Source organism: Pseudomonas sp. AC242, assembly GCF_979258655.1.
Window position 1 is genome coordinate 4,716,544 of the sequence record NZ_OZ409873.1, and the last position, 19,163, is coordinate 4,735,706.

At 58.7% G+C, this 19,163-nt stretch carries 20 protein-coding genes, 4 tRNA genes and 1 pseudogene; 11 read left to right on the forward strand and 14 right to left on the reverse strand.

Annotated features, from left to right (window positions below; all coding sequences use genetic code 11):
• Positions 1-48 precede the first annotated feature (48 nt).
• Together ACZZ0A_RS21080 and ACZZ0A_RS21085 are read right to left on the reverse strand one after the other, a co-directional pair.
• Positions 49-405: a BON domain-containing protein gene (locus ACZZ0A_RS21080; RefSeq protein ID WP_047600285.1), complete on the reverse strand. Its 357-nt coding sequence runs from the start codon at positions 403-405 to the stop codon at positions 49-51.
• 297 nt (positions 406-702) lie between these two features.
• A complete protein-coding gene (locus tag ACZZ0A_RS21085) occupies positions 703-1,134 on the reverse strand; it encodes a pilin (protein WP_007909907.1) in 432 nt (143 codons plus the stop codon).
• Positions 1,135-1,360: 226 nt separating this feature from the next.
• Between ACZZ0A_RS21085 and pilB the strand changes: the two genes are divergently transcribed.
• Genes pilB through yacG form a run of 5 tightly spaced genes read left to right on the forward strand, consistent with a single transcriptional unit; the run spans position 1,361 to position 5,972 of the window.
• Positions 1,361-3,061, forward strand: a complete 1,701-nt coding sequence (gene pilB / locus ACZZ0A_RS21090; protein WP_463543688.1) for a type IV-A pilus assembly ATPase PilB — start codon at positions 1,361-1,363, stop codon at positions 3,059-3,061.
• A gap of 2 nt (positions 3,062-3,063) precedes the next feature.
• Positions 3,064-4,281, forward strand: a complete 1,218-nt coding sequence (locus ACZZ0A_RS21095; protein WP_463543689.1) for a type II secretion system F family protein — start codon at positions 3,064-3,066, stop codon at positions 4,279-4,281.
• Between the two features lies 1 nt (position 4,282).
• Positions 4,283-5,155: a prepilin peptidase gene (locus tag ACZZ0A_RS21100; RefSeq protein ID WP_463543690.1), complete on the forward strand. Its 873-nt coding sequence runs from the start codon at positions 4,283-4,285 to the stop codon at positions 5,153-5,155.
• On the forward strand, positions 5,152-5,775 hold the full coding sequence (coaE, locus tag ACZZ0A_RS21105) for a dephospho-CoA kinase (protein ID WP_463543691.1): 624 nt from the start codon (positions 5,152-5,154) through the stop codon (positions 5,773-5,775). The genes ACZZ0A_RS21100 and coaE overlap by 4 nt, the downstream gene beginning before the upstream one ends.
• The gene (gene yacG, locus ACZZ0A_RS21110) at positions 5,772-5,972 is read left to right on the forward strand and encodes a DNA gyrase inhibitor YacG (protein WP_007909902.1); all 201 of its coding nucleotides are present in this window, start codon (positions 5,772-5,774) and stop codon (positions 5,970-5,972) included. Before coaE ends, yacG begins: the two co-directional genes overlap by 4 nt.
• Positions 5,973-5,977: 5 nt before the next feature.
• Here yacG and ACZZ0A_RS21115 read toward each other — a convergent pair whose 3' ends face one another.
• The 3 genes from ACZZ0A_RS21115 to ACZZ0A_RS21125 all read right to left on the reverse strand — a co-directional run bounded on the left by ACZZ0A_RS21115 (position 5,978) and on the right by ACZZ0A_RS21125 (position 7,412).
• Positions 5,978-6,193 (reverse strand): hypothetical protein, encoded by a 216-nt coding sequence (locus ACZZ0A_RS21115; RefSeq protein ID WP_007909901.1) that lies wholly within the window; start codon positions 6,191-6,193, stop codon positions 5,978-5,980.
• Between the two features lie 65 nt (positions 6,194-6,258).
• A complete protein-coding gene (locus ACZZ0A_RS21120; protein ID WP_463543692.1) occupies positions 6,259-6,948 on the reverse strand; it encodes an energy-coupling factor ABC transporter permease in 690 nt (229 codons plus the stop codon).
• Positions 6,945-7,412, reverse strand: coding sequence for an FAD/FMN-containing dehydrogenase (locus ACZZ0A_RS21125; protein ID WP_095114081.1), 468 nt, complete (start codon positions 7,410-7,412; stop codon positions 6,945-6,947). Before ACZZ0A_RS21125 ends, ACZZ0A_RS21120 begins: the two co-directional genes overlap by 4 nt.
• A gap of 130 nt (positions 7,413-7,542) precedes the next feature.
• On the opposite strand from ACZZ0A_RS21125, the gene ACZZ0A_RS21130 reads away from it, so the two are divergent.
• From ACZZ0A_RS21130 to ACZZ0A_RS21150, 5 genes are all read left to right on the forward strand, one after another.
• Positions 7,543-8,169, forward strand: a complete 627-nt coding sequence (locus ACZZ0A_RS21130) for a DUF1780 domain-containing protein (protein ID WP_008078503.1) — start codon at positions 7,543-7,545, stop codon at positions 8,167-8,169.
• Entirely contained in the window at positions 8,166-8,693 is a 528-nt protein-coding gene (locus ACZZ0A_RS21135; RefSeq protein WP_122607918.1) for an MOSC domain-containing protein, read from the forward strand. The genes ACZZ0A_RS21130 and ACZZ0A_RS21135 overlap by 4 nt, the downstream gene beginning before the upstream one ends.
• 51 nt (positions 8,694-8,744) lie before the next feature.
• Complete coding sequence (locus tag ACZZ0A_RS21140; RefSeq protein WP_007909875.1) at positions 8,745-8,918, forward strand: DUF3094 domain-containing protein; 174 nt, start codon at positions 8,745-8,747, stop codon at positions 8,916-8,918.
• Positions 8,919-8,981: 63 nt separating this feature from the next.
• The gene (locus ACZZ0A_RS21145) at positions 8,982-10,280 is read left to right on the forward strand and encodes an NAD(P)/FAD-dependent oxidoreductase (RefSeq protein ID WP_007909874.1); all 1,299 of its coding nucleotides are present in this window, start codon (positions 8,982-8,984) and stop codon (positions 10,278-10,280) included.
• Between the two features lie 279 nt (positions 10,281-10,559).
• A complete protein-coding gene (locus ACZZ0A_RS21150) occupies positions 10,560-10,967 on the forward strand; it encodes an HvfA family oxazolone/thioamide-modified RiPP metallophore (protein ID WP_463543693.1) in 408 nt (135 codons plus the stop codon).
• A gap of 59 nt (positions 10,968-11,026) precedes the next feature.
• On the opposite strand, the gene ACZZ0A_RS21155 is transcribed toward ACZZ0A_RS21150, so the two are convergent.
• From ACZZ0A_RS21155 to rluD, 9 genes and pseudogenes are all read right to left on the reverse strand, one after another.
• Positions 11,027-11,890, reverse strand: a complete 864-nt coding sequence (locus ACZZ0A_RS21155; RefSeq protein ID WP_409212654.1) for a methyl-accepting chemotaxis protein — start codon at positions 11,888-11,890, stop codon at positions 11,027-11,029.
• Positions 11,882-12,652: pseudogene (locus ACZZ0A_RS21160) on the reverse strand (MCP four helix bundle domain-containing protein); the annotation flags it as partial. The gene ACZZ0A_RS21155 and the pseudogene ACZZ0A_RS21160, both read right to left, overlap by 9 nt.
• 164 nt (positions 12,653-12,816) lie before the next feature.
• A tRNA-Pro gene (locus ACZZ0A_RS21165) sits at positions 12,817-12,893 on the reverse strand.
• A gap of 97 nt (positions 12,894-12,990) precedes the next feature.
• Positions 12,991-13,066, reverse strand: a tRNA-Lys gene (locus tag ACZZ0A_RS21170).
• A 5-nt stretch (positions 13,067-13,071) separates the two neighbouring features.
• Positions 13,072-13,148, reverse strand: a tRNA-Pro gene (locus tag ACZZ0A_RS21175).
• A gap of 9 nt (positions 13,149-13,157) precedes the next feature.
• A tRNA-Asn gene (locus ACZZ0A_RS21180) sits at positions 13,158-13,233 on the reverse strand.
• A 297-nt stretch (positions 13,234-13,530) separates the two neighbouring features.
• Positions 13,531-16,095: an ATP-dependent chaperone ClpB gene (gene clpB, locus ACZZ0A_RS21185; RefSeq protein ID WP_007909871.1), complete on the reverse strand. Its 2,565-nt coding sequence runs from the start codon at positions 16,093-16,095 to the stop codon at positions 13,531-13,533.
• A 130-nt stretch (positions 16,096-16,225) separates the two neighbouring features.
• A complete protein-coding gene (gene pgeF, locus ACZZ0A_RS21190; RefSeq protein ID WP_463543694.1) occupies positions 16,226-16,948 on the reverse strand; it encodes a peptidoglycan editing factor PgeF in 723 nt (240 codons plus the stop codon).
• Complete coding sequence (gene rluD, locus ACZZ0A_RS21195) at positions 16,945-17,907, reverse strand: 23S rRNA pseudouridine(1911/1915/1917) synthase RluD (protein ID WP_007909858.1); 963 nt, start codon at positions 17,905-17,907, stop codon at positions 16,945-16,947. The genes pgeF and rluD overlap by 4 nt, the downstream gene beginning before the upstream one ends.
• A 151-nt stretch (positions 17,908-18,058) precedes the next feature.
• Here rluD and ACZZ0A_RS21200 point away from each other — a divergent pair, with 151 nt between their 5' ends.
• Positions 18,059-19,075: an outer membrane protein assembly factor BamD gene (locus ACZZ0A_RS21200; protein WP_007909854.1), complete on the forward strand. Its 1,017-nt coding sequence runs from the start codon at positions 18,059-18,061 to the stop codon at positions 19,073-19,075.
• The last annotated feature ends 88 nt before the right edge of the window (positions 19,076-19,163 follow it).

Consider the following 19,163-nt stretch of genomic DNA (forward strand, 5'->3'; position numbering starts at 1 on the left):
TCGGCCCGTCTGTCGCGCCTTCTCCCGGTCCAGGCGAGAAGTCATGCCTTACTCGGCTTTCAGGCCGTCAGCAGAGACCGCTTTAACGCCTTTGATTTTCTTGGCGATCGCTACAGCAACGTCTTTCTGCGATTCAGTTACAGCAGTAGTCGACGACAGCGATACAACGCCTTTGTTGGTTTCTACTTTGATGTCAGTACCTGGAATGCCTTTTTCGGTGACCAGGTCAGCTTTGACTTTGGTGGTGATCCAGGTGTCAGAAGTAGCTTCTTTAGCCTGGGTGACTTCACCGGCAGCCAGAGTCATTGGAGCCTGGGTAGCCTGAGTGGATTGTGCGAATGCACCGGAAGCCATGGTCAGGGTCAGCGCGGTAGCAGCAGCGGCAGTGATAGCGAACTTCTTCATACGAGTAACTCCTGTTTTTCTGGAAAGTCTGCTGGTTGTCTTGTCAGCAGGGTTACCAAGGTAGTTGCGAACGCTGTGCCAACTTTTCCATCAACACAAAATCCTTATAAATCAATATCTTATGTTTAACGCAGATTTTCGAAATCATGCAATTTGCATGACATGCGCAATATTCACATGCAAGTTGCGGTTTTTTGGAAAGTTCCTAAGACGCTGAAATTATTGAAGCTTTTGTGAAGTGTCGCGCAATGAAAAATGCCCCGCAAAGCGGGGCATCCTGTTCAGCACACATTCAACTTATGTACCACTGGCGGTGCAGCCTTTTGGCGAATAGTCCGGCGCCACAGTGGTGCCGCAAGTCCAGACGCCAGCACCGGTGCCCGATGAACGGGTCAAGGTAATGGTTTTGTCCAGAACAGGGCCAGGAGCGTTCTTGATTGTGCAGACAATGGTGCCGGCCCCGGTCGAAGCGGTGCCCGATGCGGTCACGGCGCAATTTGACGTTGTGACCGTGGCACTACCGGCCACCAGCGTCAGCGTCGGATCGGTACCTTGGTTGATGGTGTCTTCGAACGGCACTTTCATCGCACTGATCTCCGCCAGCCCCGCCGTCACCTTCGACCGCGCCTGATACTTGGAATACTGCGGCAGGGCGATGGTCGCCAGAATCCCGATGATCGCCACCACGATCAACAGCTCGATCAGCGTAAACCCTTGTTGTTTTTTCATAGACACGCTCCATGCATGAGTCGAAATCTCATGATCTGAAAGTGACGCAGCATAGGCCATGCCAATGCCTTCAAGACCCGCCCATTGGGGCGCGAAGCGCTTGCAACGCCAATTCCTACAACCTGCAACCGCACTATCTGACACTTTTTGTCACCTGCACCCGCCGTGTTTGGCGCTGTCACTTGACTAGGCTATAAGTCATGAACTGCAAGTGTGCGGAATTCCCATGAATGACATCGCTCTGAGCGGTCTGGCCAAGCAATTGGTCCAGGCCGAACTGCTCACGGAAAAAAGCGCCCAGCAAGCCTGGCAACAGGCCCAGCGCAATCGCCTGTCGCTGGTCAGCTATCTGGTGCAGAACAAACTGGTCAAGAGCTGGCAAGTGGCCGAGATTGCCAGCGAGCATTTCGGCATGGCGTTCCTTGATCTCAATTGCCTCGACAAGGAAACCCAACCCAAGGGCCTGGTCAGCGAAAAACTTGTGCGTCAGCACCATGCCCTGCCCTTGTGGCGACGTGGCAACAAGCTGTTCGTCGGCATCTCCGACCCGAGCAACCATCAAGCGATCAACGACATTCAGTTCAGCACCGGGCTGAGCACCGAAGCCATTCTGGTCGAGGACGACAAGCTCACCGATGCCATCGAGAAGTTCTTCGACACCCACAGCAGTGGCCTGGAAGACATGGCCGATGTCGATCTTGACGGCCTCGATGTCGAATCCGTCGACGACAGCAAGCAGGACGCCATCGGTGGCCTCGATGCCGACGATGCGCCGGTGGTGCGTTTCGTGCACAAGATGCTGCTCGACGCGATCAAGAGTGGCTCTTCCGACCTGCACTTCGAGCCTTACGAGAAAAACTACCGGGTGCGGGTGCGCACCGACGGCATCCTGCGTGAGGTGGCCAAACCACCGATTCAACTGGCCGGGCGCATCGCCGCACGCCTGAAAGTCATGGCCAGCCTCGATATCTCGGAACGGCGCAAACCGCAGGACGGGCGGATCAAGATGCGCCTGTCGAAAAGCAAGTCGATCGATTTCCGGGTCAACACGCTGCCCACGTTGTGGGGCGAAAAAGTGGTGATCCGGATTCTCGACCCGTCCAGCGCGCAGATCGGTATCGACGCCCTCGGCTATGAGCCCGAGCAAAAGGATCTGTACATGGCCGCACTCAAGCAGCCACAGGGCATGATTCTGGTCACCGGCCCCACCGGGTCGGGTAAAACCGTGTCGCTCTACACCGGCCTGAATATCCTCAATACCGTCGACATCAACATCTCCACCGCCGAAGACCCGGTGGAGATAAACATGGAAGGCATCAACCAGGTCAACGTCAATCCTAAACAAGGACTCGACTTTGCTCAGGCGTTGCGCTCGTTTCTGCGCCAGGACCCGGACGTGATCATGGTCGGTGAGATCCGCGACCTGGAAACCGCCGAGATCGCCATCAAAGCTGCGCAGACCGGTCACCTGGTGCTCTCGACCCTGCACACCAACAGCGCCGCGGAAACCCTGACGCGCCTGCACAACATGGGCATTCCCGGCTTCAACATTGCCACCTCGGTCAGCCTGATCATTGCCCAGCGCCTGGCACGCAAGCTCTGCAGCCACTGCAAGAAAGCCATCGAGATCCCACGCGAAACCTTGATCAAGGAAGGCTTCCCCGAGGAACGCATCGGCCATTTCACGATCTACGAGCCGGTCGGTTGCGATCACTGCAACGGCGGTTACAAGGGACGCGTGGGGATTTATGAAGTGGTGAAAAACACACCGGAGTTGCAACGCTTGATCATGGCCGAAGGCAACTCGCTGGAAATCGACATTCAAATGCGCCGCGACGGCTTCGACGACCTGCGCACCTCCGGGCTGCACAAGGCCATGCAAGGCATCACCAGCCTTGAAGAAATCAACCGGGTCACCAAGGACTGAACATGGCGGTCAAGGCAGCGAAAATCAGTATCTATGCCTGGGAAGGCACGGACAGGAAAGGCAGCAAAGTCACCGGTGAGTTGAGCGGACAGAACCCGGCACTGATCAAGGCACAACTGCGTAAACAGGGGATCAATCCCGGCAAGGTGCGCAAGAAGTCCGCCTCGTTGTTGAGTTTTGGCAAACGCATCAAGGCCCAGGACATCGCTCTGTTCACCCGGCAGATGGCGACCATGATGAAGGCCGGAGTGCCGCTGCTGCAGTCGTTCGACATCATTGGCGAAGGCTTTGAAAACCCGGCCATGCGCAAGCTGGTGGACGAGATAAAACAGGAGGTCGCGGCAGGTAACAGCTTCGCCACAGCCCTGCGCAAGAAGCCGCAGTATTTCGACGAGTTGTATTGCAATCTGGTCGATGCGGGCGAGCAGTCCGGCGCCCTCGACACGTTGCTGGAACGCGTCGCGACCTATAAGGAAAAAAGCGAACGGCTCAAGGCCAAGATCAAAAAAGCCATGACCTACCCCACCGCCGTGGTGCTGGTGGCGGCAGTCGTGACCGGGATCCTGCTGGTCAAAGTGGTGCCGCAATTCCAGTCGGTGTTCTCGGGGTTCGGCGCCGAACTGCCGGCCTTCACCCTGATGGTGATCAGCCTGTCGGAATTCATGCAGCAATGGTGGTGGGCGATGCTCGGCGCGCTGGTCGCGGCGATCTTTGGTACCCGCCATGCACTGAAAACATCTCAGGCATTACGCGACCGCAAAGACACCTGGCTGTTGAAACTGCCCTTGGTGGGCACGCTGATGTACAAGTCTGCGGTGGCGCGATTCGCTCGAACCCTGTCGACCACATTCGCTGCCGGTGTGCCGCTGGTGGAAGCGCTCGACTCAGTGGCCGGCGCCACCGGCAACGTGGTGTTCAAGCGTGCCGTGTTGCGGATTCGTCAGGACGTTTCGACCGGCATGCAGCTGAATTTTTCGATGCGCAGCACCGGGGTATTTCCGAACATGGCCGTGCAGATGACCGCGATCGGCGAAGAGTCCGGCGCGCTGGACGAGATGCTCGACAAGGTCGCGGGGTTTTACGAAGAGGAAGTGGATAACATGGTCGACAACCTCACCAGCCTTATGGAGCCATTCATCATGGTAGTGCTGGGGGTGATCGTCGGTGGGCTGGTCGTGGCCATGTACCTGCCGATTTTCCAACTCGGCTCAGCGATCTGACATGCCTATCGACGAACTGTTCGCCCTGTATCCACTGGCCTTTGTTTTCACCGCCCTGCTGCTGGGTCTGGTGGTCGGCAGTTTCCTTAACGTGCTGATCTGGCGCCTGCCGAAAATGCTCGAACGCGATTGGCGCCAGCAAGCCCACGACGTACTCGGTTTGCCCGGCGAAGCGCCGTTGCCGACCTACAACCTGATGCTGCCGCACTCCGAATGCCCGCATTGCGCCCACCGGATCCGTCCGTGGGAAAACATTCCCCTGCTCAGTTATCTATGGCTGCGCGGGCGTTGTTCAGCGTGCGCGGCGCCCATCAGCAAACGCTATCCTTTGACCGAACTGACTTGCGGGTTGCTCTCGGCCTTCATCGCCTGGCACTTCGGTTTCGGTTGGCCGGCGTGCTTGTTGATCTTGCTCTCCTGGGGGTTGCTGGCGATGAGCCTGATCGACACCGAACATCAACTGCTGCCCGATGTGCTGGTGCTGCCGTTGCTGTGGCTGGGGTTGATCGTCAACAGCTTCGGCGTGTTCGTGCCGTTGCACGATGCACTGTGGGGCGCGGTGGCCGGATATATGGCGCTGTGGTCGGTGTTCTGGCTGTTCAAGCTGCTGACCGGCAAGGACGGCATCGGCCACGGTGATTTCAAGCTGTTGGCGCTGCTTGGCGCGTGGGGCGGCTGGCAGATTCTGCCGCTGACCATCCTCCTCTCATCGCTGGTGGGCGCCATTATCGGGGTGGTTTTACTGCGCTTGCGCAATGAGAAAACCTCCACGCCGATACCCTTTGGCCCGTGGCTGGCAATTGCTGGCTGGATTGCCTTGCTCTGGGGTGGTCAAATAACCGACTTCTATTGGCAGTTTGTCGGTTTGAAATGAATACCCCTGTGGAAAAACCCTGGATTCTCGGCCTCACCGGCGGCATCGGCAGCGGCAAAAGCGCGGCAGCTCAGCACTTCATTGATTTGGGTGTCCACGTGGTGGATGCCGATCACGCGGCGCGCTGGGTGGTTGAACCGGGCCGTCCCGCCCTGGCAAAGATTGCCGAACACTTCGGCCCCGGCGTGCTGCAGGCCGATGGCACGCTGGACCGCGCCGCCCTGCGCAAACTGATCTTCGAATTGCCGGAGCAACGTCGCTGGCTCGAAGCGCTGCTGCATCCGTTGATCGCCGAAGAAATCGCCCATCACCTGGCGCTGGCAAAATCGCCTTACGCGATTCTGGTTTCGCCACTGCTGATCGAATCCGGGCAATACGCGATGACCCAGCGCATCCTGGTGATCGACGCCCCGCAACAATTGCAGATCGAACGCACCTTGCAGCGTGACCAGACCAGCGAGCAGCAGGTTCAGGCGATCCTCAAGGCTCAGTCGAGCCGCGAAGACCGTGTAAGCCGCGCCGACGACGTGGTGGTCAACGACCGCGATCTCGCTTGGCTGCACAGCGAAGTCGAGCGTCTGCATCACTTTTACCTGACTTTATCCGGAGGCCAAGCATGAGCCAGATCCCCACCGTTGAATGCCCGACCTGTGGCGCCCCCGTAGAATTCACCGCCGAAAACAAGTTTCGGCCGTTCTGCTCCGATCGCTGCAAACTGATCGACCTCGGCGCCTGGGCGTCGGAAGAACACAAAATTCCGGTCGCACCGGATGCCGAGGACGAACTGTTTTCCGGTGACTTCGATCCGCGCCACTGATCCTCTCAGGGCCGCATAAAGCCGTAGTCCTGATCGTCGTCGAGGTTTTCCGCCAGAAAGCGCAACTCGTCGGCCAGGTCTTCGGCGTTGCGCACGGCCTTGCTCTGCTGCACCACCGCACTGAGCAAGGCGCGCAAACTCAACCCCGGGTCAAAGCCCACCTCCTGCGCCATGTCCAGACTCTGCCTGGTTTCCTGCCTTGCCCACTCGTAAACGCTCATGCCGCTGCTCCTGAAGAGATTTGCGCGAGCATGAAATTTCCCGCGCGTGGCGGGTTTGATGTGGATCAAGACTTGGGGTCGTCGTCCTTCCACGGCGCCGAAAGGTAGCGCGTGCGGTTGAAGGTCTCCAGCCATTCCGGGCTGAATACCACCAGCGCACTGACGATCATGCCGTTGATGAACGCCTCGGGGAAAATGATCAGCCACACGTAACCGATGAAGTCTTCCAGCCACTCCGGCATGGCGAAGAGGCCGTCGTACCACAGCAGCGTCAGGCTGAGGACCAGGCACAACAGGGCCGACAACGCGGCGGCAAAAAATCCGGAACAGAAGATGTACACGAACGGATTGCGCGGCTGCGCACGCTCGACGAGGATCGCCACGCACTCGGTGACCAGCACCGGCAGCAAAATGAACAAGGCACCATTGACCCCCATCGCCGCGAGATCCTGACGCCCGAGCAGCACCAGGCCGATTTGCGCCACCAGCCCGCCGACGATCGCCAGCGGCCAGTCCAGCAACAGCGTTACCGCCGTCATGCCGAGGAAGTGATACGACACGCCCGTGTCGAAATCCCTGCGCATCAACCACAACAGAAACAACGCAAACACGGTGCCGAACAGCAGATGCTGACGCCGGCTGTCGCTGAACAACTCGACCCACGGTGCACGCAGGATCGCCCAGAACAACACCGGCAAGTAAATCAGCCAGCCCAGCAGCAGACTTTCAGTCGCCAGCACCTCGACGCCGATCATGGGCGCGCCTTCTCCAGTGCCTCGCGCAGCTCGCTCGCGTTGGCGTATTCACGTTGCGAGAGCAATTGACCGTCCTTGAGTTGCAACCACAACACCTGCCCTTCCGCGCCGGGATAGCGCGATGCAACCCGACCTTCTCGATCGAGCATGACTCGATAGCGGTAGTCGCGCATGGCCGGTACGGCAAACATTTTGGCAATCAGCGCCGGCATGCGCTGGATGTCGGCAACGAATACTGCGTGGCGCGCCTCCAGATAGCCCTTGGGCCGATCCTTCAACGCTTCTTTGATCAGTTTGGCGCCGTCCATATCGCGCGCCACCAGCAGCGTGGTGGTGCTGTTGTCGAGGGTGAAGGGTTGCTCGTGCTGATCGAGTAACGTCCAGGGAGCCAGACGCTCGCCGGTTTCGAGTGCATGGGCACACAGCGGAAAAACAGCAAACAGCAGCAGCCAGCGAAATTTCACGATGAGTCCTCACGGTTTGGCGCAAATAATCGATTGCCATGAGTCTACACCGCCCTTCTCGACTGCCCACTGATGCACTTTGCCGCGTAACGCTTTCAGCTTGTCGCATTTGAACGCTAAGCTTGGGCTTATGGATGACTCAGATTATTTACGCCTGCTGACCATCGCGGCCGAGCAGGCCAACGCCTTTCTGTCCAATGCCCGCAAATGGGAGCGTGAGCGTTGGGTCTGCCAACGCCTGCTGCAAGGCCTCAACATTCCCTACCGCGCCGACGAATTCGCGCCGGCCGGCGAACCGCCGGATGTGCTGTTTCGCGATGCCAATTTCGAGGTGTTCTTCGTGCTCGACGAGGGGCGCCGACTCAACGACGAATGGCGCGATGAACTGCAGCGACGCCGCAGCGCCTTTTCTCTCAGCCAGCTGGTGCGCCGTGAAGCCAAGCCCAAGCGCATCCCGGCCAATGAATTCCTGATGCGACTGGCGCCGACCTTGCGCAAAAAAGCGCACAACTACAAGGAACGCGGCATGGATCTGGGCGAACTGGATATCATCGCCTTCGCCAGTCTTAAACGTGAGGTACTGGACCTGAACAGCCATTTTCCCCCGCCCACTGAATATCTGCGCCAGGGCTGGCGCTCACTGTCGCTGGTCGGACCGACGTTCGCCCGAGTGCTGTTCGCCCACCCGGACGCACCGGACTTCCTGCGCAGCAACCTCGGTCGCAGCATCGTTTTCGATGTCGGGATCAGCCTGTGACGCCACTGCAGCAACTGATCGCCGATGTGCCGCAGACCGGATGTGTGCGCTGGATCGGCGTGCGTCCAGAATCCCGTGGGCCGATGATCGAACTTGATGCCGTGGAGGCTCGACTTGAAGCTGGATTGACCGGCGATCACGCCCGCCCTGGTGTGCGCAACGCACGGCAGGTGACCCTGATCCAGTGGGAACATTTGGCGGTGATCAGCGCATTGATGGGGCGACCTGATGATCAACCGGTCAGACCTGAAGATCTGCGGCGCAATCTCGTTATCAGCGGTATCAATTTGTTTAGCCTCAAGGGTCGGCGCTTTCGCATCGGTCAGGCAATATTCGAAACCACGGGCTGGTGTCAGCCCTGCGCACGCCTGCAGAACAACCTCGGCCCGGGCACCTTTCAAGCGGTACGCGGGCATGGCGGAATTACCGCGCGGGTGTTACAAAGCGGGATCATTCGCCTTGAAGATAGTGTGAGCGTCGAGCCGGTTCCGGACAGCGGCTATGCTGCGTTCAACCCCGGGTAAAAACCGCTGTAGCTTCTGCCCATTCAGTAACGTCTACCTGACGAGGCAAATATGACCAGCCGCCTGAACCCTGAAGACCAGAAACATGTCGAAGAGTACCTGCAACTGTCCCAACACCGAGTCGAGCGCCGGCCATTCCGGCCGTGGATGCTCCTGGTGCTGGTGCTGGCAGTGACCATTGGTCTTGGCCTGTTGAGCCGATTTATCAGTTACCTGACGCTATGAGCTGCCTCGCGCTCGCTTGGGTAACCGCACCGATTTCCTTTAAAAACCTTGCGAGTTATCCCTATGTCCCATCGTATTGTTATTGTCGGCGGCGGCGCCGGCGGTCTGGAGTTGGCTACCCGTCTGGGTAAGACTCTGGGCAAGCGCGGCACGGCCAGCGTGATGCTGGTCGACGCCAACCTGACGCACATCTGGAAACCGCTGCTGCACGAAGTGGCCGCCGGATCGCTGAACTCTTCCGAAGACGAACTCAACTATGTTGCCCAGGCAAAATGGAACCACTTCGAGTTCCAGCTGGGGCGCATGAGCGGGCTTGATCGCGCACAGAAGAAAATCCAGCTGGCAGCAACCTACGACGAAAACGGCGTAGAACTGGTGCCGGCGCGGGAAGTGCAGTACGACTCGCTGGTGATCAGTGTCGGCAGCACCACCAACGATTTCGGCACTCAGGGCGCGGCGCAACACTGCCTGTTCCTCGACACGCGCAAACAGGCCGAGCGCTTTCACCAGCAACTGTTGAATCACTACCTGCGTGCACACGCCGGGCAAACCGATGTGGTCGAGCAGATCAGCGTGGCGATCGTCGGTGCTGGTGCGACCGGTGTCGAGCTTGCGGCAGAGCTGCATAACGCTGCGCATGAGTTGGCCGCTTATGGTCTGGACCGGATCAAACCGGAAAACATGCACATCACCCTGATCGAAGCCGGGCCACGGGTGTTGCCTGCCCTGCCGGAGCGTATCAGCGGGCCGGTGCACAAAACCCTGGAAAAGCTCGGGGTCAAGGTCATGACCAACGCGTCGGTCAGCGAAGTGACCGCCGACAGTCTGATCACGGCCGATGGCAATGAGATCAAGGCCAGCCTGAAAGTCTGGGCTGCCGGTATTCGCGCACCAGGTTTCCTCAAGGACATCGACGGTCTGGAAACCAATCGCATTAATCAGCTGCAAGTGCTGCCGACGCTGCAAACCACTCGCGACGAGAACATCTTTGCCTTCGGCGATTGCGCTGCGTGCCCGCAACCAGGCACTGACCGTAACGTGCCGCCACGGGCGCAAGCCGCGCACCAACAGGCGTCGTTGCTGGCCAAGTCGCTGAAGCTGCGCATCGAAGGCAAGACCCTGCCGGAGTACAAGTACACCGACTACGGCTCGCTGATCTCGCTGTCGCGTTTTTCGGCGGTGGGTAACTTGATGGGCAACCTGACCGGCAGCGTGATGCTTGAAGGCTGGCTGGCGCGAATGTTTTACGTGTCGCTGTACCGCATGCACCAGATGGCGCTGTACGGGCCGTTCCGCACGGCGATGCTGATGCTGGGCAGCAAGATTGGCCGTGGCACCGAGCCGCGTCTGAAGCTGCACTAAAAAACCTTGTAGGCCTTCGCCTGCTCGCGATAGCGGTGTGTCAAACGACAACGATGTTGTCTGATACACCGCTATCGCGAGCAGGCGAAGGCCTACATTTGATTTGTGATTCTGTCTCGTAGTGTATCTGCGCCCTCCTTATCGCCCTTCGCTTACAAACTCCCCCGCTGCGCGACACAGTCGCGATACACCGCCACCGCCTAATGGCCACACCCGAGCACACCTGCTCAGGCTTTCGTCCTTAACGTGTGGTTGCGTTGTGCAGCCAGGAGAATGTAAATGTCCCGTACTTCGACCCTCGGTAAAAAATCCATTGGCCTGATCGGCGCAGCCTTGGCTGGCGGGCTGATGTTGTCCGGATCGGTGTTTGCCGCCCAGCCACTGGCGCAGGGCTATATGGTCGCTTCGGCCGATACCTCGGTGAAAGCGCCGGAAGGCAAATGCGGTGAAGGCAAATGCGGCGATGCTTCGATGGCCAAGACTGACAGCGATGGTGACGGCAAGGTTTCCCGCGCCGAATTCCTCAAAGTCGCGCCGAAGTCCGACTTCGACAAGATCGACACCAACCATGACGGTTTCATCGACGAGCAAGAGGCCTACAACAACGTAAAGGCCAATTTTGAAGCCAACGGCAAGAAGATGCCAAAAGGTCTGTTCGAGCACCTGAAAGATCAAGACGGCGCCTGATCGGCAGAAAAAAGCCGCGCTTCTCCTGTGAGAAGCGCGGCTTTTTCATGTGTGGTTATTTACAGTTGGAAACGCCGCACCATGCCTTGCAAAGCATTGGCCAGTTGCGACAACTCATGGCTGGAGGCGCTGGTCTGGTCGGCACCGGCGGCAGAACGTACCGACAAATCCCGAATATTCACCAGATTGCGGTCCACTTCCCGCGCGACTTGCGCTTGTTCTTCCGCAGCGCTGGCAATCACCAGATTGCGCTCATGGATCTCATGCACCGACGCGGTAATGGTTTGCAGCGCCTCACCGGCGCGCTCAGCCAAGGCCAGCGTGGTCGTCGCCCGCGCGGTACTGGCCTGCATCGAATCCAGCGCCAGGCTCGAACCGCTGCGCATGCCCTGGACCATCTGCTCGATCTCCTGAGTCGATTGCTGCGTGCGATAAGCCAGCGCGCGTACTTCATCGGCCACTACGGCGAAACCTCGCCCGCTCTCACCGGCCCGCGCCGCTTCAATAGCCGCGTTAAGCGCCAACAGATTGGTCTGCTCGGCGATCGCCCGAATCACGTCGAGTACTTTGCCGATGTCCTGCGATTGGTTGGCCAGTGATTGCACCAACTCACCGGTCTGTTGCACATCGCTGGCCAGTGCGTTGATGGCCGTGGCGGTCTCACTGACACGCACCTGGCCCAGATGCGCCGACTCGCTGGACTGGCGGGTCGCGTCAGAGGTCGACACCGCATTGCGTGCGACCTCTTCCACCGCAGCCGTCATCTGATTGACCGCTGTCGCGGCTTGTTCGATTTCGTGGTTCTGCTGTTGCAGCCCTTGCGTACTGTCGAGTGTTACCGCATTGAGTTCATCGGCAGCGGTCGCCAGTTGCGTGGCGGAACCGCTGATGCCTTGCAGCGTCTCGCGCAGGTTTTGCTGCATGGTCGCCAAGGCTTTGAGCAAACGGCTGACTTCATCGTTGCCATGAGTTTCGATCGGCCGGGTCAGATCACCCTGCGCCACACTTTCTGCGGCGCTCACGGCACTGCTCAGCGGTCGAACGATACTGCGCGTGAGCATCATCGCCAGTGCCACCGTGGCCAGCGCGGCCAACGCAATGAACAAACTGACGATCGTGCGCGAGTTTTCGTAGTGCGCAGCGGACTTCTGGCTTTCAGCCGCGACCTGTTTGGCAAACAGGTCTGCCAGGTCGTTGAGTTGTTTGCCGGAGCCATCGACGACAGTTTTCATGTCGACCAACAGCAACTTGGTCAGCTCATCACGCTTGCCTTGCTCGGCAAGGGCGAAGGATTGAGCGATACCGCTGCGATACGCGGCGAAGGTTTTTTTGAACTGGTCGTATAACTGTTGGCCTTCCGGGGTGTTGACCAGTTTGTCGTAGGCGGCGATTTTCTCGCTCAGCTCCTTGTCGCGGGTGTCCATCTGGCTGCGGTAGGTGGCGATATTGTTCGCATCCTGGTCCAGCGCCATGCGCAACGAGATGGTGCGAATGCGCAGCATGATCTCGCGAATCTCGTCGCCGCCACGAATGCTTGGCAGCCACTGATTTTCTACCGCAACTTCACTGTCGCGAATACTCGACATCTGCCCCAGCGCAAACACGCCGAGCAAGGCGACCAACACCGCAATCAGGGCAAATCCCAAGGCAGCCCGGGGAGCAATATTCAACTGACGAAGCAACATGACGCACGCCCTTATTCTTGTATTGGCCAGATTCAAGGGGCGAAAGCCATGGCAGTCCCCTCGTGTTAGCGGGCTATCGGCAGGTTGTATGATGACTTGAAGGGAAATGAGTTTTTGTCGGACAAAAAAAATCCCCGTATCTTTCGATACGAGGATTTTTAATATGGTCGGGGTAAGGGGATTCGAACTCCTGACATCCTGCTCCCAAAGCAGGCGCGCTACCGGACTGCGCTATACCCCGGTAAAAAAAAGGCGACCTTTCAAAGATCGCCTTCTTCGATCAGCGCTTTTGGCCTCTGATCTTAAGATTCGATCCCAGCGCTAACTGGTTTCAAAAATGGTGGGTCGTGTGGGATTCGAACCTACGACCAATTGGTTAAAAGCCAACTGCTCTACCAACTGAGCTAACGACCCAAAAATGGTCGGGGTAAGGGGATTCGAACTCCTGACATCCTGCTCCCAAAGCAGGCGCGCTACCGGACTGCGCTATACCCCGGTTTGAAATTGGCTCCGTGACCAGGACTCGAACCTGGGACCCAATGATTAACAGTCATTTGCTCTACCGACTGAGCTATCACGGAACTACATATTTCAATTTACAACGGTGAAACTTGTTGCTTCCAGTCACTCGTTCGCATCGCTGCGTTCGTGTGTCTGAGGCGCGCTATTCTACAACCTAGAACACCTCTGTCAACCCCCTAAATTGCTTTCAAGTTAATGATTTGCAACTTATTTCAGATTTCAACTCAGTGAGCTGAGACCGTCTTGGCGACTGACTGCGGGGCGCACTTTACAAGCCTTTTCCTTTGAGTTCAACAGCCTAACGAAAAAAAAGGCCCCACAAGGTGGGGCCTGCCAATTTTCATTGGCGTTTGGACTTAGTTGAAAACGATTTCGTCGTTCTCAACCACGCCGGTTGCTGTGTCGCCTGGCATGAAGTGACCCGAAAGGATCAATTGCGCCAGCGGGTTTTCGATCCAGCGCTGAATCGCCCGTTTCAAAGGACGTGCGCCATACACCGGGTCGTAACCGACAGCGATCAGCTTATCCATCGCTTCCGGGCTCAGTTCCAGCTTCAGCTCACGCTCAGCCAGACGCGTACGCAGGCGACCCAACTGGATCTCGGTGATGCCCGCAATCTGATCCCGCGCCAGTGGCTCGAAGATCACCACTTCGTCGACCCGGTTGATGAACTCCGGACGGAAGTGCGACGTCAGCGCATCCATCACCGCAGCACGCTGCGCTTCACGATCACCGACCAGCTCCTGGATCTGTACCGACCCCAGGTTCGAGGTCATGACGATCACGGTATTGCGGAAGTCCACCGTACGGCCATGGCTGTCAGTCAGGCGACCGTCCTCAAGCACTTGCAGCAAGATGTTGAACACATCCGGGTGAGCCTTCTCGACTTCGTCCAGCAGGATCACCGAATAAGGCTTGCGACGCACCGCTTCGGTCAGGTAACCGCCCTCTTCATAGCCGACGTATCCCGGTGGCGCACCGATCAGACGCGCCACGGAATGTTTCTCCATGAACTCGGACATGTCGATCCGCACCATCGCCTCTTCCGTATCAAAGAGGAATTCGGCCAGCGCCTTGCACAGCTCGGTTTTACCGACACCGGTCGGGCCGAGGAACATGAACGAGCCGCTTGGACGATTCGGATCGGACAACCCGGCACGCGAACGGCGTACAGCGTTAGCGACGGCAACCACCGCTTCTTCCTGGCCGATCACGCGTTTGTGCAACAGGCTTTCCATCTTCATCAGCTTGTCGCGCTCGCCTTCGAGCATTTTCGACACGGGGATGCCGGTCCACTTCGATACAACTTCAGCGATTTCTTCTTCAGTCACTTTGCTGCGCAGCAGTTGGTTTTCGCTCTTGCCGTGCTGATCGACCATTTGCAGGCTACGCTCCAGATCCGGGATCACCCCGTACTGCAACTCGGCCATGCGGTTAAGGTCGCCCTTACGGCGTGCGGCTTCCAGCTCCTGACGCGACTGTTCGATCTTCTGCTGAATCTGCGCAGAACCCTGCACCTCGGCTTTCTCCGAGTTCCAGATTTCTTCCAGGTCCGAGTACTCGCGCTCCAGACGGACGATTTCTTCCTGGAGTTTTTCCAGACGTTTCATCGCCGCTTCGTCGCTTTCTTTCTTCAGCGCCTGGGATTCCACCTTCAACTGAATCAGGCGACGCTCCAGACGATCGAGCACTTCCGGCTTGGAATCGATTTCCATGCGGATACGGCTCGCGGCCTCGTCGATCAGGTCGATGGCCTTGTCCGGCAACTGCCGGTCAGTGATGTAGCGATGGCTGAGCTTGGCCGCGGCGATGATCGCGCCGTCGGTGATCGCCACTTTATGGTGAACCTCGTAACGCTCTTTGAGGCCCCGCAGGATGGCGATGGTGTCTTCTTCGCTTGGCTCATCCACCAATACTTTCTGGAAGCGTCGCTCGAGCGCCGCGTCCTTCTCTATATATTGGCGGTACTCGTTGAGCGTGGTCGCACCGACGCAGTGCAACTCGCCGCGCGCCAGTGCTGGTTTGAGCATGTTGCCGGCGTCCATCGAACCTTCGCCCTTACCGGCGCCGACCATGGTGTGCAGTTCGTCGATGAACAGAATGATCTGCCCTTCTTGCTTCGACAGCTCGTTGAGCAGCGATTTCAGGCGCTCTTCGAACTCACCGCGATACTTGGCACCGGCAATCAACGCGCCCATGTCCAGCGAGAGCAGACGCTTGCCTTTAAGGCCGTCCGGCACTTCGCCATTGATGATGCGCTGCGCCAGGCCTTCGGCGATTGCGGTTTTACCCACGCCGGGCTCGCCGATCAGCACCGGGTTGTTCTTGGTGCGGCGTTGCAGAACCTGAATGGTGCGACGGATTTCGTCATCACGACCGATCACCGGATCGAGCTTGCCGTCTTCGGCGCGCTTGGTCAGGTCGACGGTGTATTTATCCAGCGCCTGCCGCGACTCTTCGTGGTTGGCGTCGTTAACCGCTTCGCCGCCACGCAGGTTATTGATCGCGTTTTCCAAAGCTTTCTTGCTCACGCCCTGGCCGAGCAGCAACTTGCCGAGCTTGCTGTTCTCGTCCATCGCCGCGAGCAACACCAGTTCGCTGGAAATGAACTGATCGCCCTTCTGCTGGGCCAGCCGGTCAGCCTGGTTAAGCAGGCGCGCCAGATCCTGCGACATGTTGACGTCGCCAGTGGGGTTCTGGATTTTTGGTAATTGGTCGAGCTCTTTGGTCAGCTCTTTACGCAAGCTGTTGACGTCGAAGCCCACCTGCATCAGCAGAGGTTTGATCGAACCACCCTGCTGTTCAAGCATGGCTTGCATCAAGTGCGCCGGCTCGATGGCCGGATGATCGTGGCCGACAGCCAACGACTGGGCGTCGGACAAGGCCAACTGTAATTTGCTGGTTAAACGGTCTATACGCATGGGTCACCTTCCTTTTGAGCAGGCCGGACCTAAAAAACCATCCTGAATAAAGAAACCTGCCAGATACCACTGTAGATGCGGTCGATTCTGCAAGATTCAAGCGTCAGGCAGTTGATGCAGATCAGACAGTCTAGCGGGTGAGCCAAACCAAGGAGGCGAAGCGACCGGTGCGTGAAGCACGGCGATAGGAGAAGAAGCGTGGATCGGTCACGGTGCAGAAGCCACCGCCGTAAACCGCTGTGACACCACGAGCCGCCAGGCGCAGGCGCGCCAGCAAGTAGATGTCAGCCATGAACTTGCCGGCATTGTGGCTCGGCACGAAGGCATCTGCCGCTGCGGGCAATTGATCAATAAAGACTTCCCGCACTTCCGGGCCGACTTCAAAGGCCTTCGGGCCAATCGCCGGGCCGAGCCAGACCAAAACGTCTTCAGCCGGAACATTGAGGCTGTCGAGGGTCGCTTCCAGCACACCCGCCGCCAGACCACGCCAACCGGCGTGAGCCGCTGCGACGCGAGTACCGACACGATCGCAGAATAATGCTGGCAGACAATCTGCCGTCATCGCCGCGCAGGCAATGCCCGGCGTTGCCGTCCAGCTGGCATCGGCGGTCGCAACAATGCCCGGATCAGCATGCGCCACGGCAATCCCGTGCACTTGCTGCAACCAGGCAGGCTGTATAGAGAAGTGATCGGTCAGGCGCCGTCGGTTCTCGGCAACAGCCTCAGGACGATCATCGACATGATCGCCCAGATTGAGGCTGTCGAACGGCGCCTCGCTGACACCGCCCTCGCGGGTGGTGACGCAGGCTTTGACGCTGGCCGGCGCAGGCCAGTCCGGCGTCAGCCAGTTCATCCGACGAAGGCCTCGCGATCCTGCTTGAGCAGGGTCAGCAGCCAGACGAAATCTTCTGGCAGCGGCGATTCCCAGCTCATGCGCACACCGGTCGTCGGATGATCGAGTTCAAGGAAGCGCGCATGCAGGGCCTGACGCGGGAAATGCTTGAGGGACTCAACCATCGTCGGGTTTGCCGCCGGCGGAATGCGGAAACGGCCGCCATACGCCGGATCACCGACCAACGGGAAGTTGATATGCGACATGTGCACGCGAATCTGGTGAGTACGACCGGTTTCCAGCTTCACCCGTACGTGGGTGTGGGAGCGGAAGCGCTCCAGCACGCGGTAGTGGCTGACGGCAGGCTTGCCACCTTCCATCACCGCCATGCGCTGGCGCTGCTGGCCGTGACGACCGATCGGGGCGTTGATCTTGCCCCCGGCGGTCACGACACCAATCACGATGCACTCATAGATGCGGCTGACGCTGCGACTCTGCAGTTGAGTAACAAGCTTGGTCTGCGCCTGAATGGTCTTGGCCACCACCATCAGACCGGTGGTGTCCTTGTCCAGACGATGCACGATGCCGGCACGCGGGACATTGATGATGTCCGGCACGTGGTGCAGCAAGGCGTTGAGCAAGGTGCCATCGGCGTGACCGGCAGCCGGGTGTACCACCAGGCCCGCAGGCTTGTTGATCACCAGAATGTCGTCGTCTTCATAGACGATGTCGAGCTCGATGTCCTGAGCGATCCATTCACCCTGGGCTTCCTGCTCGGCAGTCAGCTCAAGGATGGCACCGCCGTGCACGATGTCGCGAGGGCGGATGACCGCCCCGTCCACAGTCAGGCGACCTTCTTTGATCCAGGCGGAAAGGCGCGAGCGTGAGTGCTCAGCGAAGAGTTGGGCAGCGACTTGATCGAGGCGTTGGCCGCCCAATTCGGACGGCACCTCTGCGCGAAGTTCAATTTTATCGGACATGCTCTGACTGTGCGTCGGCACAGCTTTTGGTTTCGGCTGCGCGCTTGTGGTTAAATACGGCGTCTTTTGCCCCGAGGCTTTTCAACGGGGCGCTCATCATAACAGGACGGCCCCGCCCAAGACAGCGGCCGTCATAGGGACGCAAGCCGCCATGCAAGTGAAACACCTGCTGCTGATCGCCATCCTCGCATTGACCGCTGCTTGCTCATCGAAGGAAGTCGTAGACGAAAACCTCAGCGAAGCCGAGCTGTATCAGCAGGCTCAGACTGACCTGGACAACAACAGCTACACCAGCGCCACAGCCAAGCTGAAGGCTCTGGAGTCGCGTTATCCGTTCGGTCGCTACGCCGATCAGGCACAGCTGGAGCTGATCTACGCCAACTATAAGAACGCCGAGCCGGAAGCTGCAAAGTCCGCCGCCGAGCGTTTCATTCGTTTGCATCCGCAGCACCCGAACGTGGATTACGCCTACTATCTGAAAGGTCTGACCTCTTTCGACCAGGACGTCGGCCTGCTGGCGCGCTTCCTGCCGCTGGACATGACCAAGCGTGACCCGGGCGCCGCCCGCGACTCGTACAACGAGTTCGCACAGCTGACCAGCCGTTATCCGAACAGCCGCTACGCGCCGGACGCCAAGCAGCGCATGATCTACCTGCGCAACCTGCTGGCCGCCTACGAAATCCACGTGGCCGACTACTACCTGACCCGTCAGGCGTATGTAGCCGCTGCCAACCGTGGCCGTTACGTAGTGGAAAACTTCCAGGAAACCCCATCGGTCGGCGACGGCCTGGCAGTGATGACTGAAGCCTACCAGCGTCTGCACCTGGACGAACTGGCGGCCACCAGCCTGGAAACCCTGAAGCTCAACTACCCGAACCACCCGAGCCTGCAAGACGGCCAGTTCGTGCCACGGGTTGCCGAAGCCGACAACCGTTCGTTCCTGAGCAAGGCGACGTTGGGTCTGATCGAGTCGCGTCCACCGCTGCCGCCGGGCGAAACCCGCGCCAACCAGGACGTGCAGAAGCAGTTCCAGGATGCGAAAGACGCGATCCCGAACGAGCTCAAGCCTAAAGACGAAAACGGCGACGTGATCGAAGAGCCGGAACCAGAGTCGAGCAACACCGACCGCTCGTGGTTCAGCTACATGACTTTCGGCGTGTTCGACTGATCACACCGGCGGTACAGAAAAGGGAGATCTGCGGATCTCCCTTTTTCATTTCTGCGCTTTAATCCGCTGTGCGCTCGTCAGGTCCTTG

What these genes read in the sequence shown, in the direction of transcription:
- ACZZ0A_RS21080 (WP_047600285.1), bottom strand. Translation starts at nt 405, where the DNA reads ATGAAGAAGTTCGCTATCACTGCCGCTGCTGCTACCGCGCTGACCCTG.
- ACZZ0A_RS21085 (WP_007909907.1), bottom strand. Translation starts at nt 1,134, where the DNA reads ATGAAAAAACAACAAGGGTTTACGCTGATCGAGCTGTTGATCGTGGTG.
- pilB (WP_463543688.1), top strand. Translation starts at nt 1,361, where the DNA reads ATGAATGACATCGCTCTGAGCGGTCTGGCCAAGCAATTGGTCCAGGCC.
- ACZZ0A_RS21095 (WP_463543689.1), top strand. Translation starts at nt 3,064, where the DNA reads ATGGCGGTCAAGGCAGCGAAAATCAGTATCTATGCCTGGGAAGGCACG.
- ACZZ0A_RS21100 (WP_463543690.1), top strand. Translation starts at nt 4,283, where the DNA reads ATGCCTATCGACGAACTGTTCGCCCTGTATCCACTGGCCTTTGTTTTC.
- coaE (WP_463543691.1), top strand. Translation starts at nt 5,152, where the DNA reads ATGAATACCCCTGTGGAAAAACCCTGGATTCTCGGCCTCACCGGCGGC.
- yacG (WP_007909902.1), top strand. Translation starts at nt 5,772, where the DNA reads ATGAGCCAGATCCCCACCGTTGAATGCCCGACCTGTGGCGCCCCCGTA.
- ACZZ0A_RS21115 (WP_007909901.1), bottom strand. Translation starts at nt 6,193, where the DNA reads ATGAGCGTTTACGAGTGGGCAAGGCAGGAAACCAGGCAGAGTCTGGAC.
- ACZZ0A_RS21120 (WP_463543692.1), bottom strand. Translation starts at nt 6,948, where the DNA reads ATGATCGGCGTCGAGGTGCTGGCGACTGAAAGTCTGCTGCTGGGCTGG.
- ACZZ0A_RS21130 (WP_008078503.1), top strand. Translation starts at nt 7,543, where the DNA reads ATGGATGACTCAGATTATTTACGCCTGCTGACCATCGCGGCCGAGCAG.
- ACZZ0A_RS21140 (WP_007909875.1), top strand. Translation starts at nt 8,745, where the DNA reads ATGACCAGCCGCCTGAACCCTGAAGACCAGAAACATGTCGAAGAGTAC.
- ACZZ0A_RS21145 (WP_007909874.1), top strand. Translation starts at nt 8,982, where the DNA reads ATGTCCCATCGTATTGTTATTGTCGGCGGCGGCGCCGGCGGTCTGGAG.
- ACZZ0A_RS21150 (WP_463543693.1), top strand. Translation starts at nt 10,560, where the DNA reads ATGTCCCGTACTTCGACCCTCGGTAAAAAATCCATTGGCCTGATCGGC.
- ACZZ0A_RS21155 (WP_409212654.1), bottom strand. Translation starts at nt 11,890, where the DNA reads ATGCAGCAAAACCTGCGCGAGACGCTGCAAGGCATCAGCGGTTCCGCC.
- clpB (WP_007909871.1), bottom strand. Translation starts at nt 16,095, where the DNA reads ATGCGTATAGACCGTTTAACCAGCAAATTACAGTTGGCCTTGTCCGAC.
- pgeF (WP_463543694.1), bottom strand. Translation starts at nt 16,948, where the DNA reads ATGAACTGGCTGACGCCGGACTGGCCTGCGCCGGCCAGCGTCAAAGCC.
- rluD (WP_007909858.1), bottom strand. Translation starts at nt 17,907, where the DNA reads ATGTCCGATAAAATTGAACTTCGCGCAGAGGTGCCGTCCGAATTGGGC.
- ACZZ0A_RS21200 (WP_007909854.1), top strand. Translation starts at nt 18,059, where the DNA reads ATGCAAGTGAAACACCTGCTGCTGATCGCCATCCTCGCATTGACCGCT.